At 72.6% G+C, this 13,612-nt stretch carries 11 protein-coding genes; 8 read left to right on the top strand and 3 right to left on the bottom strand.

Annotated elements, in window-relative coordinates; all coding sequences use genetic code 11:
- The first annotated feature begins 13 nt into the window (after positions 1-13).
- The 4 genes from HJC40_RS19280 to HJC40_RS19295 are packed head-to-tail and all read left to right on the top strand — an operon-like array spanning position 14 to position 4,197.
- Entirely contained in the window at positions 14-913 is a 900-nt protein-coding gene (locus HJC40_RS19280; RefSeq protein ID WP_250002529.1) for an ABC transporter ATP-binding protein, read from the top strand.
- On the top strand, positions 910-1,698 hold the full coding sequence (locus HJC40_RS19285) for an ABC transporter permease (protein ID WP_250002530.1): 789 nt from the start codon (positions 910-912) through the stop codon (positions 1,696-1,698). The genes HJC40_RS19280 and HJC40_RS19285 overlap by 4 nt, the downstream gene beginning before the upstream one ends.
- Positions 1,699-1,743: 45 nt before the next feature.
- Positions 1,744-2,010 (top strand): hypothetical protein, encoded by a 267-nt coding sequence (locus HJC40_RS19290; RefSeq protein WP_250002531.1) that lies wholly within the window; start codon positions 1,744-1,746, stop codon positions 2,008-2,010.
- Between the two features lie 39 nt (positions 2,011-2,049).
- Positions 2,050-4,197 carry an immune inhibitor A domain-containing protein gene (locus tag HJC40_RS19295; protein ID WP_250002532.1) on the top strand — a complete coding sequence of 716 codons (2,148 nt, stop codon included), beginning with the start codon at positions 2,050-2,052 and terminating at the stop codon, positions 4,195-4,197.
- On the opposite strand, the gene HJC40_RS19300 is transcribed toward HJC40_RS19295, so the two are convergent.
- Positions 4,179-4,874 carry a cyclase family protein gene (locus HJC40_RS19300; RefSeq protein WP_250002533.1) on the bottom strand — a complete coding sequence of 232 codons (696 nt, stop codon included), beginning with the start codon at positions 4,872-4,874 and terminating at the stop codon, positions 4,179-4,181. The two genes, HJC40_RS19295 and HJC40_RS19300, sit on opposite strands and share 19 nt — an antisense overlap.
- Positions 4,875-4,923: 49 nt before the next feature.
- Between HJC40_RS19300 and HJC40_RS19305 the strand changes: the two genes are divergently transcribed.
- The 3 genes from HJC40_RS19305 (at position 4,924) to HJC40_RS46170 (ending at position 9,914) form a co-directional block, all read left to right on the top strand.
- Positions 4,924-5,589, top strand: coding sequence for a MerR family transcriptional regulator (locus HJC40_RS19305; RefSeq protein WP_250002534.1), 666 nt, complete (start codon positions 4,924-4,926; stop codon positions 5,587-5,589).
- The gene (locus HJC40_RS19310) at positions 5,586-8,105 is read left to right on the top strand and encodes a VIT domain-containing protein (RefSeq protein ID WP_250002535.1); all 2,520 of its coding nucleotides are present in this window, start codon (positions 5,586-5,588) and stop codon (positions 8,103-8,105) included. The genes HJC40_RS19305 and HJC40_RS19310 overlap by 4 nt, the downstream gene beginning before the upstream one ends.
- Positions 8,106-8,873: 768 nt before the next feature.
- Positions 8,874-9,914 carry a ricin-type beta-trefoil lectin domain protein gene (locus HJC40_RS46170; RefSeq protein ID WP_250002536.1) on the top strand — a complete coding sequence of 347 codons (1,041 nt, stop codon included), beginning with the start codon at positions 8,874-8,876 and terminating at the stop codon, positions 9,912-9,914.
- A gap of 286 nt (positions 9,915-10,200) precedes the next feature.
- Here HJC40_RS46170 and HJC40_RS19320 read toward each other — a convergent pair whose 3' ends face one another.
- Both HJC40_RS19320 and HJC40_RS19325 read right to left on the bottom strand, forming a co-directional pair.
- Positions 10,201-11,871 carry an FAD-binding dehydrogenase gene (locus HJC40_RS19320; protein ID WP_250002537.1) on the bottom strand — a complete coding sequence of 557 codons (1,671 nt, stop codon included), beginning with the start codon at positions 11,869-11,871 and terminating at the stop codon, positions 10,201-10,203.
- Positions 11,872-11,905: 34 nt separating this feature from the next.
- Positions 11,906-12,481: a TetR/AcrR family transcriptional regulator gene (locus HJC40_RS19325; protein ID WP_250002538.1), complete on the bottom strand. Its 576-nt coding sequence runs from the start codon at positions 12,479-12,481 to the stop codon at positions 11,906-11,908.
- A 153-nt stretch (positions 12,482-12,634) separates the two neighbouring features.
- Between HJC40_RS19325 and HJC40_RS19330 the strand changes: the two genes are divergently transcribed.
- The gene (locus HJC40_RS19330) at positions 12,635-13,513 is read left to right on the top strand and encodes an SDR family oxidoreductase (RefSeq protein ID WP_250002539.1); all 879 of its coding nucleotides are present in this window, start codon (positions 12,635-12,637) and stop codon (positions 13,511-13,513) included.
- Positions 13,514-13,612: the final 99 nt, after the last annotated feature.

Consider the following 13,612-nt stretch of genomic DNA (forward strand, 5'->3'; position numbering starts at 1 on the left):
CACGCTGAGAAGCATGATCACGGTCGAACGACTCACGAAAAGGTACGGCAGTCACCCCGCAGTCGACGACATCTCCTTCACGTGCGAACCGGGCACGGTGACCGGGTTCCTCGGCCCGAACGGCGCCGGCAAGTCCACCACGATGCGGATGATCTGCGGGCTCACGCCGCCCACGACCGGCTCGGCGACCGTCGGCGGGACGCCCTATCGCCGGCTGGGCAATCCGGGCCGGCACGTCGGCGTGCTGCTCGACGCGTCGGCTCAGCACGCCGGGCGTACGGGCCGGGAAGTGCTCTCCCTGGCCGCGCTCACCATGGGCGTCGACCGGCGTGAGGTGCCCCGGGCCCTCGACCGGGTGGGGCTGAACGCGACCGCGGGCAAGCGACGCGTCCGGGCGTACTCGCTGGGCATGCGGCAACGGCTGGGCCTGGCTCTGGCTCTGCTGGGCGACCCCTCCGTCCTGATCCTGGACGAGCCGGCCAACGGGCTCGACCCCGAGGGCATCTACTGGATGCGCGGTCTGCTGCGCGACTTCGCCGACCGGGGAGGCACCGTCCTGCTCTCCTCGCACCTGCTGCGCGAGGTCGAAGCCGTGGCCGACCAGCTGGTCGTGATCGGCGCGGGGAAGGTCGTCGCGCAGGGCGACAAGGCCGAGCTGCTCGCGCAGACCGGCACTCTGGTGCGCGCGGCCGATCCGGCGGCGCTGGCCATGGTTCTCGAGCGCGCGGGGCTGACCGGGACGAAGACGACCGACGGGGGCGTCGTGGTTCCGGCCGGTTCCGAGGTGATCGGGCGGGCCGCGGCCGACGCCGGGCTCGTCCTGCTCGAGCTGCGACCGGCCGGATCCGGTGGCCTTGAGCAGATGTTCCTCACCCTGACCGCCGGCGATTCCGTCAAGGAGGCAGTCCGATGACCGCCGTACTGGAGAACACCCCCGCCACGGAGCTGCGCGGGCGCGACGGGCGCCCGGTGCCCCTGGGCCGCCTCACCCTGGTCGAGCTGCGCAAACTCGCCGACACCCGGGCCGGGCTGTGGCTGTTGATCGTGATCGGCTTCGCCACGCTGGGGACCTCGGCCATCGTGCTCGGCTGGGCGCCCGACGACGAGATGACGTTCGCCGGCTTCTTCGCCTTCGGCCTGTTGCCCTCGGCGGTGCTGCTGCCCGTGCTGGGCATCCTGTCGATGACCGCGGAGTGGTCCCAGCGAACCGCTCTCACCACCTTCACCCTGGTCCCGGCGCGGGAACGGGTGATCGGCGCCAAGCTGGCCGCCGGGGTGCTCGTCGCGGCCGCGTCGACGGCGGCGACGATCATTCTGGCCGCCGCGGCCAACCTGCTCGGCCGGGCCATCGGCGGCGACGGCGACTGGGACATCCCCGGTTCGCTGCTCTGGCAGGGCCTGCTGCTCCAGGTGATCTTCGTGCTCATGGGACTGGCCTTCGGCGCGCTGCTGATGAACTCGCCGGTCGCGATCGTCGCGTACTTCGCCCTGCCGCTGGTCTGGAGCATCCTCGGCGAGACGATCCAGGCCCTGAGGACGGCGGCCGGCTGGCTGGACATCAACGCCACGACGGCGCCCCTCTCGGAGCCGGGCATGACCGGCGACGAATACGCCCGGCTGGGCGTCACGGCCGTGGTCTGGGTGCTCGTGCCCCTGGCCTTCGGCGTCTGGCGCATGCTGCGGCGCGAAGTCTCGTAGCGCCGGTGCCGTTTGCGGCCGGTCGGGGTGGGTAGCGTCGGGTTCATGCCCATCGGTGCCCAGCCCCCCGGCCGGCGCGGCACGGTCGAGGAACCGTACAGCCCGCTCAACCTGCGGCTGATCCTGGCCGCGTTCGGGTTCGTCGTCTGTGTCGTGCTGGCGATCGTGCTCTTCCGCTCCGGCTGGCCCGTGCCCGGCTGGCTGTTGCTGGCCTGGGCCGCGGTCGCCCTGATCGACATCGTCGTGGTGCAACTGCGCCGCCGGGCCCGCCGTCGCGCCGAGGGTGGACGCGACCATTCCCTCTTCGAATAGCCGGGTGGCCGCTGCCCCCGGCTAGTAGCGTACCGGTGCATGAGCCGCGCCCGTTTTGCAGCTTTTGTCGTCATGGTTCTGCTCGTCGGCGTCCCGGTCCCGGCCCAGGCGCGCGAGGCTGGGCCGACCTCCGACGTACGGGAAATGACCCGGACCCATCTGACGCTGGACGAACCGCTGAGGCCCGGGCCGCGGGGCCGGGCGGCGGCCAAGCCCACGCCTCCAGTGGGGACGGTGCGGGAATGGCTGGCGCTCGACGACACGACCGGCAAGCTGTATCGCAAGACGTTCGCGCTCAAGGCGGTCGGGCGGCACCTCGAGGTGTGGGTGGCCCAGGACCTCGCCTTTCCGGCCACCGACTGCCGCACGAACTCCATCGAGGTCACCGACGCGAACATCGCGGCGCTGGTGGACGAGTTCGACCGGACGATCCATCCGAAGGAGACGGCGGTCTTCAGCACGCCGCCCGCCCGGGACGGGACGCGGGCGACGACGCGCGGCGACTTCACCGGCGACGGCGACAAGACGGTGACGCTGGTCGACAACATCCGCGATGCCAACTACTACACGTTCCCCGAAGCGGTCACCTACGTCGCCGGCTTCTTCTCGCAGCAGCTCAACGAACTGCTCGACCGCAACGTGATGACGATCGACGCGTACGACTGGAAGCACCGCCTCGGGGCGCAGCCGGCCGATGACCCGACGGACGACCTCTGCACCAGCCGGCCCGCGCGGCCCCGCCTGTACGAGGCGACCTTCGCCCACGAGTGGCAGCACCTCCTCGAGTATTACGCCGACCGCGAGGAGACGACGTGGCTCGACGAGGGGCTGGCCGACTTCGCGGCGACGCTGACCGGCTACACCGACGCGCGCGCGACCATCGACGAGCCCGGAAACGACACGCATCTGATGTGTTTCCAGGGCCACGGCATCGTGAAGACCAAGTACAACGCCAACACGCGCGACTGCGGCGGTCCGCAGAACTCGCTGAACCTGTGGGACGAGGGCACGCCGAGCGAGGTGCTCGCCGATTACGGCAACGCGTACCAGTTCATCCTCTACCTGCGGGACCGCTTCGGCCTGGGCGTGGTGTCCATGTTGCATCGGGACGGCCTGCGCCAGGGGCTGGCCGCGGTGCAGGCCGCCCTGCCGACCGGGGTGACGCTCTACGACGTGCTGCACGACTACCAGGTGATGACGCTGGTCGACGGGGTCGTGGGCGAGCCGGGCGGGACCGTCTCGGGGGCGCCGATCGCGAACGTGACGGCGGCCGGCCTGCGCTCGTCGGTCAACCTGGCCAACGGGTCGACCCACGCGCAGCCCGGAGCCGCGCCCAACGGGGCCGACTACGTGCCGTTGCCGACGCCGCTCACGTCGGTGAGTTTCCGGGGCGCCACCCATCTGGATCCGCGGCCGACCGGCTGGACGGTCGCCGACCGCACGCTCTTCTCGGGCAACCGCGACGACCTCGACTCGCAGGTCGTGCTGCCGGTCACCATTCCGGCCGGTCAGCCGGTGCTCTCGCTGGAGACCTCGTACGCGACCGAGGAGCGCAACGATTTCGCCTACGTCACCATCTCGACCAACGGCGGCCGCACCTTCCACTCGGTGACCGGCGACCGGACCGTTCCCGGGCCGCTGGGCCCGGGTCTCACCGGCGCCAGCGGTGGAGTCGTCACAGCGAATTACCCCCTCGCCCCGTACGCCGGGAGGGCCGTGCTGCTGGGCCTGCGGTATGTCACCGACGCGGCCGTGTCGCGGGGCGGCTGGCGCATCGGCACGGTGACCCTGGCCGGGCGCACCCTGAGCGACGGCTCCACTCTGACCGGGTGGAAGTCGCCCACCGAGATCGTCCCGACCCCGGTGCACAACTGGCACGTCCGGCTCGTGGGCCTGCGCGACCGGCACGCCGAGATCGTTCCGCTGTCCGACTTCGCCCGGCTGAAGGACTATCCCCGGGTCGTGGCGATCGTCTCCCACGACGCTCCGGACGAGACGGAGACACGTTCCGCTCCCTACCGCGTCGAAGCCAACGGCGTCCTTCAACCCGGCGGCCTCACCGACCCCTCGGCCACCGAACCATTGCCCACCAGCTCGGGCGACGCGCCCGCGGGCGCGTCGCCCGGCAACACTTCGGGCGCGTATGCCGGCGGCGCGGGTGGGCGTGGTCATGGCAGCAGGCCGTAGATGAGGGCCGGGGAGCCGGAGCCGGCCCGGTTGATCTGACCGCCGCAGAGGATCTGGGCGCCCGTCTCGGGCAGAGCCTCGAGGTTGGCCAGGATCTCGAGGCTGATGCGATGTCGCTGGTAGATCAGATGCGAGACGGTGTAGGTGGCATCGATGCCCACGTCGGGGCTGAAGGCGTCGGTGCCCGTGCCGCCCCGGTCGCCGATGCGGCCGGTGTCGATGAGCCAGCGGGCCGTCTCGACCGCGAAGCCGGGATGACGAGGCGCGCCGTCGACGCCGGCGTTGGTGAACTCGGCCGTGCCCCACTTGCCGTCCCAGCCCGTCCAGATGATGACCATCGACTCGGCCGGGATGCGCCCGTGCACCTGCTCCCACCGCTCGACGTCGGCGATCGACACGGCGTAGTCGGGATCGCGGGCGCACCGCTCGCGCACGTCGAGCTTGACGGCGCTCAGATGCAGATCGGCCAGATCGAGCTCGTCGGCCAGCGGCTCGCCCTCGTTGAAGTGGCCGGGCGCGCCCCAATGAGTGCCGGTGTGCTCACCCTGCCGGATCAGGCGCAGGTAGTAGCCGTCCTTGTCGATCGTGGCGACCGTCTCCAGCTCGGACGGCGGATCGCCGGGATAGAGATTGGTCGTGGCGGGGTCGTTCACGTGGGAGAGGCTGATGAGCCGCATGGCAGCCACTCTAGCCCATTGACAGTGTCACCGTGACAGTGTCACAGTGATGGGCATGTGGACGCTCGACGAGCTGGTGGAACGGGTGCGGGAAGCCTTGGAGGCCGAGTACCCCGGCGCACCCAACGGACGCGTCCGCGACGTGCCCGATCGCCGGGCGATCCGCTGGTATTCGACGATCGGCCTGGTCGACAAGCCCCTCGGCATGCGCGGCCGCACCGCCCTCTACGGTCCTCGCCACCTGCAGCAACTGGTCGCGATCAAGCGCCGGCAGGCGGAGGGGCACGCGCTCGCCGACATCCAGGCCGAGCTGACCGGCCTGTCCCCGACCGCGCTCACCGACATCGCCCTCGTGCCGTCCCACCTGCTCATCGAGGTCGACCAAGAGGCCCTCGACCGCCAGCGCCACGATCACCGCGAACGTTTCTGGGCCGACCAGCCCGCCTCACCACCGCCCGCAAACTCACCGCTTGCACAGTCAACGCCCGCACAGTCAACGCCCGCACAGTCACCTTCCACACCGGTCCTGAGCGCGCTCCCGGCTCAGCCCTTCACCGGCCTGGCGCTCGGCGGCGGCGTGCTGCTGCTCGTTCCCCGCGCCCTGTCCGACCGCGACCGCGACGCCGTCGCCGAGGCCGCCGCACCCCTGCTCGACCTGCTCACCGCCCGAGGCCTCACTCTCGCCGAAGGCTCGAACGATGGGAGTCCGTCATGACCCTCTCCGTCACCCCGATGGATGCCGGGGAGATCAGCCGCATCACGATCCTGCCCGACGCCGGCTTCGGCACGTTGCGGACAGATCGGGGCGCACTCCCGCTCGACCGCCTCGACGTGCGGGCCCGGATCAGCGGCCTGGTCGCGCGCACGGTGGTACGGACCGAGTTCGTCAACGTGCACGACGTCGCGCTCGAGGCGACCTACATTTTCCCGCTGCCCGACCGCGCCGCGGTCACCGGCATGACGATGAGCGCCGACGACCGCACGGTCACCGCCGAGCTGCAGGAGCGGGGTCAGGCCCGCGAGACGTACGACCGGGCCATCGCGGCCGGTCAGCGTGCGTCGATCGCCGAGGAGGAACGGCCCGACGTCTTCACGATACGGGTCGGCAACATTCTTCCCGGCGAGCGCGTCGTCATCGAGCTCAGCCTGGTCGGGCCGCTGCCGTTCGAGGACGGCGCCGCGACGTTCCGGTTTCCCCTGGTGGTGGCGCCGCGCTACATCCCGGGCACGCCGCTGTCCGGTCCGGCGGTCGGTGACGGCTGGGTGCCCGACACCGACGCCGTCCCCGACGCCTCGCGGATCACCCCACCGGTGCTGCTGCCCGGCTTCCCCAACCCGCTGCGGCTGGGCATCGCCGTCGAGATCGACCCGGCCGGGCTCGAGCTGGGCGAGGTCCGCTCGAGCCTGCACACGGTGGTCGACCACGACGGGGTGCTGACGATCGGCGCCGACGAGCGCGCCAACCGCGACTTCGTGCTGCGACTGCCCTACGCCGGTGGTGGCGAGACGGCCATTGCGGTGCCCGACGAGACGGCCGGCGACACCGCCGACGAGCCCGCGGGCGTCTACCAGCTCGTCGTGCTGCCGCCGGCCGACGCGACGGCCCCCCGCCCCAAGGACGTCGTCCTGCTGCTCGACCGCTCGGGCAGCATGGGCGGCTGGAAGATGGTGGCTGCCCGCCGCGCCGCGGCCCGGGTCGTCGACACGTTGACCGCCGCCGACCGCTTCGCCGTCCTCACCTTCGACCACCAGGTCGACCGCCCCGACGATCTGCCCGAGGGCCTGGCCGAGGCGACCGACCGCCATCGCTTCCGTGCGGTGGAGCACCTGGCCCGGGCCACCGCCCGCGGCGGCACCGAGCTGCTCCGCCCGCTCGCCGACGGGCTCGGGCTGCTGGGCGCGAGCGAGGGCCGCGACCGGGTGCTCGTGCTGGTCACCGACGGCCAGGTCGGCAACGAGGATCAGATCGTCCACGACATCGCCCCGCTGATCGGCACGACCCGCATCCACACGATCGGCATCGACCGGGCGGTCAACGCCGGCTTCCTGGGCCGGCTCGCCGCCCTCGGCGCCGGCCGCGCCGAGCTGGTCGAGAGCGAGGACCGTCTGGACGAGGCGATGGAGCACATCCACCGCCGCATCGGCGCGCCGGTGGTCACCGACCTGCGCATCACGGCGACCGGTCTGCGGCTGGTCGACGACGAGCGGACGCCGGCCCGGATGCCCGGTCTCTACCCCGGCGTGCCGCTGGTGATCAGCGGCCGCTACACCGGACGGGCCGCCGGCGAGCTCGTCGTCACCGGCCGCACCCGCGACGACCGCGAGTTCCGCACGACCGTGCCGGTCCAGCAGCGCTCCGAGCCGGCCGTCGCGGCCCAGTGGGCGCGGGCCCGGCTGCGCGATCTCGAGGACGCGTACGCGGCCGGCGACCGCGGCCTGGAGCAGAGCATCGTGGCGACGTCCCTGCGCTACGGCGTGCTGTGCCGCTTCACGGCCTTCGTCGCCGTCGACAGCCGAGTCGTGCACGAGGGCGGCGAGGCCCGCCGCATCACCCAGCCGGTCGAGCTGCCCGACGGCTGGGAGGCCCCCGGCGATGCCGCGCCCGCGATGATGCGCCTGACCGCCGCATCGGCCCCGATGCCGCCGGCCCCGGCCGCACCCGGTCGCTTCTCCCCGACCTTCGCCGCGGAGTCACTGGCCGATCCGGGAGATGCCGGCTTCTCCGGTATTGCCGGGAGCGCCGGTGGCGGTGGCGGTGGCGGTGGCGGCATCCTGGGCAGTCCCGCCGGCGGTGGCGGCCACGTCGCCCGGGGCGGATCCCGAGGTCGCGCCCGCACACCGGGATTCATGGCCACCCGTGCCGGAAAGGCCGTCGCCGGGTCCGGCGCGCCGTCGCTCGACGAGGTGCGCACCCTGGCCGCCACCGAAGCGCAGCGCCTGCGCGACGCGGCGACCACCCTGCCCGAGTGGGAGCGGCGAGAGCTCCTCGACGACCTGGCCAGCCGCCTGGACGTCCTGATCGGCTCGTCCACCGATCCCGAGGTGACTCCACTGAAGGAGTTGGTGGACAAGCTCCGCTCCGACACACCCGTCGCCGAGAAGTGGACGACCGCGCTCCAGGTCCTGAGCGACTTCGCCGGCCCGCCACCCGCCGCGCCGCACACGGCCGGCGATCAGCCCGCCCCCGCCGCCGACGGCGCTCCGCAACGCAAGGCGTTCTGGAAGCGCTGACCGCCATCAGCCGACGCGCTGGTACCGGGCACCGCCTCACCAAGCGGCGGTGCCCACCGGGCCATCAAGTGGCGGGCAACGAGCCCTCAATCGGCGGCGCACCCGGCCACCACGCGGCGGCGCGCACCCCGGCCACCACGCGGTGGCGCGCACCCCGGCAATTGAGCCGTAGCGACGATCCGGCCATCACGCGGCGACGGCCACGCGGTCAGCAGACGGCAACGCGCACCCGGTGATCACGCCGCAGTGCCTCACCCGGTCATCACGGGCCAGCGCTCACGCGGTCATCACGCCGCAGTGACCCCAACGCGGTCATCACACGGCAGCGCCCGCCCGGTCATCACGCGGCGACGGCCGACGGATGGCGAGGGCGCGCGGTCACCGGCCGGCGAGGACGCGCGGCTCTCCGGGTGGCGAGGGCGCGCGGCCGGCGGGTGGCGAGGGCGCGCGGCCGGCGGGTGGCGAGGGCGCGCGGCCGGCGGGTGGGGAGGGCGCGCGGGTGGGGACGTGGTCTGGTCGTGGGCGCTCGTGTCGCGGCGGGGTGGTGGAGGCGGTAGGTTCGTGCGAGATCATTTCGGTTCTCCGCTTTGGAGTGGGCGCGTTGCCGCACGGTCACCTGTCGCCAAGCCGACGGAAGCTGGTCGTTCCCTGCCTGATCGGCCGCAAGGGGCGGAAAGTCGGATGTTCAGGGGACGGCGGGATGGTGATCGCGGCGGGTAACTTGGGCGGCCGATCGTCTCTTGGCAGCTCGATGGCGGCGGGTGAAGCGTGACGAACGGCGACCACGACGACGAGCAGGATCCTCTGCTTGTGCGGCCGTTCGTGCTGCGCGAGCCGGGCACGCCCGACGATGACGAGTCGACGCAGACCTGGCCCGCGGCGGGCAACCCGCCACCGGATCAGCCGATCGGCGGTCAGCCGCACGATCAGACGACCGGCAACCGGCCGCCGGGCGATGCCGATGCGCCCACCGCGGTCTTCCACCTGCCGTTCCGCCGCCACGCCGCCGCGTCCGCCCCGGCTTCCACCAACCGGCGCCGACGGCTGATCGTCCTGGCCGGCACTGCTGCCGTCGTGGTGCTGGGCGCCTCGGCGGCCGGCTTCGCGGCGCTGCGCGACGACGTCCGGCCGTCGGTCACCACGGGGCTGCCCGGCGGTCCGTTGCCCGCCGCGACGGCGCCGTTGACGTCCAGCGCCACCACGTCGGTGCCCGCCACGTCCGACGCCACCGGCGGTCGTCCCCGTGCCGGGGCGGCGACCCGGCCCAGCCCCTCGGCCGGCGCGAGCAGCTCCGCCTCGCCGTCCGCGGGCACCAGCTCCCCCACCGTGCCGACCGGCAGCCCGTCCGCCGGTGAGCCGATCTCCCTCGTCCCGCCACCCACCGGCGACCAGACCCCGACAACAGGCGCTCCGGAGGGCATCGCGCCCTCGCCGCCGTCCACCGACCGGGTCGGGGTGGTCCGCGGCCAGAACAGTCTGTGCCTGGACCTCAACGGCGCGGTGCCGTTCGACGGCAACCACGTCCAGGTCTACGAGTGCAACAACACGATCGCCCAGAGCTGGACCCTGGCCACCGACGGCACGCTGCGGGTGCAGGGCAAATGCGCCCTGGCCGTCGGCGACAACTCGATCGAGGTCGTCACCTGCGACGGTCGCACCCCGGCCCAGTGGCGCGTCTCCGGCCAGCGCCTGATCAACGCAGCCACCAACACCTGCCTGACCGACCCGTCCGGCGGCGCCCGGGCGGGCACCGGTGTCACCGTCGCCACCTGCGCCGGCTCAGCCAGCCAACGCTGGTCCCTCCCCTGACACCACGCCCTGAAGCGGACGGACCAGACGGCGGCCCGCCGCTCAGCGACCGTGGGGAACGCGGCCGTGACCAGCTCCGACGCGCCCGGCCGCCGACGCATAGCAGACTACCCAGGCGACGACTCGCGGTCAGGCCACCGTTCCATCCGAGCGCTGTTCCATCCGAGCGCTGTTCCATCCGAGCGCCGCTCCATCCGAGCGCCGTTCCATCCGAGCGCCGCTCCATCCGAGCGCCGCTCCATCCGAGCGCCGTTCCATCCGAGCGCCGTTCCATCCGAGCGCCGCGTCAGAGGGATGCGGCCAGGTGGCGGCCGGCGGCCCGGCCGCTGAAGAGGCAGCCGCCCAGGAAGGTGCCTTCGAGGGCGTTGTAGCCGTGGACGCCGCCGCCGCCGAAGCCGGCTACCTCGCCCGCGGCGTACAGGCCGGGGATGGGGTTGCCGTCGGCGGCCAGGGCGCGTGAGCTCAGGTCGGTCTGGATGCCGCCGAGCGTCTTGCGGGTCAGGATGTGCAGTTTGATGCCGATCAGCGGGCCGGCGGCCGGGTCGAGCAGGCGGTGCGGCGCCGCCGTGCGGCCGATGCGGTCGCCCAGGTAGCGGCGGGAGTTGTGGATTCCCTGGATCTGGGCGTCCTTGGCGTAGGGGTGGCCGATCTGGCGGTCGCGGGACTCGATCTGGGTCCTGATGCGGGCCGCGTCGAGCAGGGGCTCGTCGGTCAGTTTGTTCATGCCGGTGACCAGGTCGTCGAGGGTGGACGCGACGACGAAGTCGGCCCCCTTGCGCTTGAAGGCTTCCACGGGGGCGGGGGCGCCCTTGCCGAAGATGCGTTCGCGCAGGAAGGCCTTCTTGTCGCCCGAGGTGATGTCGGGGTTCTGCTCCGAGCCGGAGAGGGCGAACTCCTTCTCGATGATCTTCTGGGTGAGGATGAACCAGGAGTGGTCGTGCCCGGCCAGGTCCGGCGTCGTGCGCAGGTGCCGCAGGGTGCCCAGCGTGTCGTAGCCGGGCAGGCAGGGCGCGGGCAGGCGGCGGCCGAGGGCGTCGAACCACATCGACGACGGGGCGGGCAGGATGCGGATGCCGTGGGCGGGCCAGATGGGATTCCAGTTCTGGATGCCCTCGGTGTAGTGCCACATGCGGTCGCGGTTGACCAGGCGGGCGCCGGCTTCGGCGGAGATCTCCAGCATGCGGCCGTCGACGTAGGCGGGCACGCCGGTGATCATGCGCCGGGGCGCCGAGCCGAGGCTGTCGGGCCAGTACTTGCGGACGAGGTCGTGGTTGCCGCCGATGCCGCCGGAGGCCACGACGACCGCCTGCGCCGTCAGGCTGAAATCGCCGGTGGTCTCGCGGCTGGACGGTTCACCCCGGGCGCCGTCCGCCGGCTCGAGGACCTTTCCGCGTACGCCGGTGACCGCGCCGTTCTCCACCACGAGCTCGTCGACCCGGTGGCGGTGGCGGAACGTGACGAGGCCCCGCGCGGCGGCGTCCTGGATGGACCGCACGAAGGGCGCGACCACCCCGGTCCCGGTTCCCCAGGTGACGTGGAAGCGCGGCACCGAGTTGCCGTGCCCGTCGGCGCGCAGGCTGCCGCGTTCGGCCCAGCCCACGGTGGGCAGCCACGACAGGCCGAGCGAGGACAGCCAGGCCCGCTTCTCCCCGGCGGCGAACTCGACGTACGCCCGGGCCCATTTGACGCCCCAGGCGTCCTGGTCGCCGACGCGGTCGAAGCCGGCGCTGCCCTGCCAGTCGCTCCAGGCCAGGTCGACGGAGTCGGCCACCCGCATGCGGCGCTGCTCGGGCGTGCCGACCAGGAAGAGGCCGCCGAAGGACCAGTACGCCTGGCCACCCAGGTTGGCCGCGTTCTCCTGGTCCACGAGGATCACGTGCTTGCCGGCCGAGGTGAGCTCGTGTGCGGCGGCCAGCCCGGCGAGCCCGGCCCCGACGACGATGACGTCTGCGTCCATGGCCCGGGAATGTACCGGAGATGCTGAGGAAGTTTCAGCTTCCGGCCGGCGCCGGCGCCGCCAGGGAGCGCAGGCCGGTGAAGCATTCCCGCATGTGGTCGACCAGCGGGCCGTCGGCCGGGTCGGTCATCCAGCGGGCGAACGCCACCTTGAAGGCGGCCACGCCGGCTTCGGCGGCCAGGGCGGCGGCCGGGTCACCGAGGCCGCGTTCGCGCAAGGCCGACGCCAGCGCGGCAGCCACTCTGTCCAGTTTGGCCAGTTCCCGCTCCTGCAGGGCCGGGTTGGCGTCGATCACGCGCTGCCGCTGCCGCGAGTAGGCGACGGGCGGGAAGTACTCGGCCGCGGCCCGGTCGAAGGCGGCGGCGACCGAGGCGACACCGGGTGGCTCGGACGACGAGGCGACCGACGCGACCAGCATCTCGTGGAGGCGCTCCGATCCCGCGAAGAGGACTTCCCGCTTGTCGGTGAAGTGGCGGAAAAACGTGCGCTCGGTCAGGCCGGCCCGTTCGGCGATCTCGGCGACGGTCGTCCGGTCGAAGCCGCGTTCGGCGTACAGCTCCATCGCCGCCTGGCGGAGGCGGGACTGCGCGTTCGGCTCCCATCGGCCCATGCCTCCATCGTAGGCGACGGCAGTTCCTGACATCACAGGGCAAGACTATGTCAGTCGCTGACATCATGGTGTTACGGTGACGACAGTGGCTGACATCGCAACCGCGGTGGGAGCCGACATCGCTGCTTCGCATTGAGTGAGGAAGGAACTGCCATGCGCGTATTCGTCACCGGCGCCTCCGGCTGGATCGGGTCGGCCGTCGTGCCGGAACTGCTCGCCCACGGCCACGAGGTGACCGGCCTGGCCCGCTCCGACGCGTCGGCCGAGCGGCTCACCGCCGGCGGCGCCCGGGTTCTGCGCGGCGACCTCGACGCCCTGGAGATCCTGCGCGAGGGCGCCAGGACCCACGACGCCGTCATCCACCTGGCCTTCGTGCACGACTTCAGCGACTTCGCCGGATCGCTGCGCAAGGACCGCGCCGCCATCGACGCGATCGGCGACGCCCTCGAGGGCACCGGCCGCCCGTTCGCGATCGCCTCGGGCACGCTCGGCCTGACCCCGGGCCGGGTGGCCACCGAGCGGGACCGGCCCGACCCGGCCACGGCCCACCCGCGCCAGCAGTCGGCCGCCGCGGCCCTCGCGCTGGCCGATCGGCAGGTGAAGCCACTCGTCGTCCGCCTGGCTCCGACCGTGCACGGCGAGGGCGACCACGGCTTCGTCGCGGCGCTCGTCAAGGCCGCCCGCGAGCGTGGCGTCGCGGGCTACGTCGGCGCCGGCGACAATCGCTGGACGGCCGTGCACCGGCAAGACGCCGCCGCCCTCTTCCGCCTGGCCATCGAGCAGGCTCCCGCCCAGGCCGTGCTGCACGGGGTCGCCGAGGAGGCGATCACCGCTCGCGAGATCGCCGACGCGATCGGCCGGGGCCTCGGCATGCCCACCGCCCCGTCGGCCGTGGAGGACCTCGGCTGGGTCGGACCGATGTTCGCCGCCGACAGCCCGGCCTCCAGCACGCTGACCCGCGAACTCCTCGGCTGGAAGCCCGCCGGCCCCACACTGATCGACGACCTGGACGCTGGTTACTACTTCACATAAGCCCTGAACCAGATGACCAGCATTGTCAGCGGCCCCTAGCGGCTCGAGGCGAGGAGCCCGGCGGCTGTGCGGCCGGGCTCCTCGATTCCGCCTCCGTCG

Origin of the sequence: Actinoplanes sp. M2I2, assembly GCF_023544445.1 — a bacterium.
Taxonomy (GTDB): Bacteria; Actinomycetota; Actinomycetes; order Mycobacteriales; family Micromonosporaceae; genus Actinoplanes.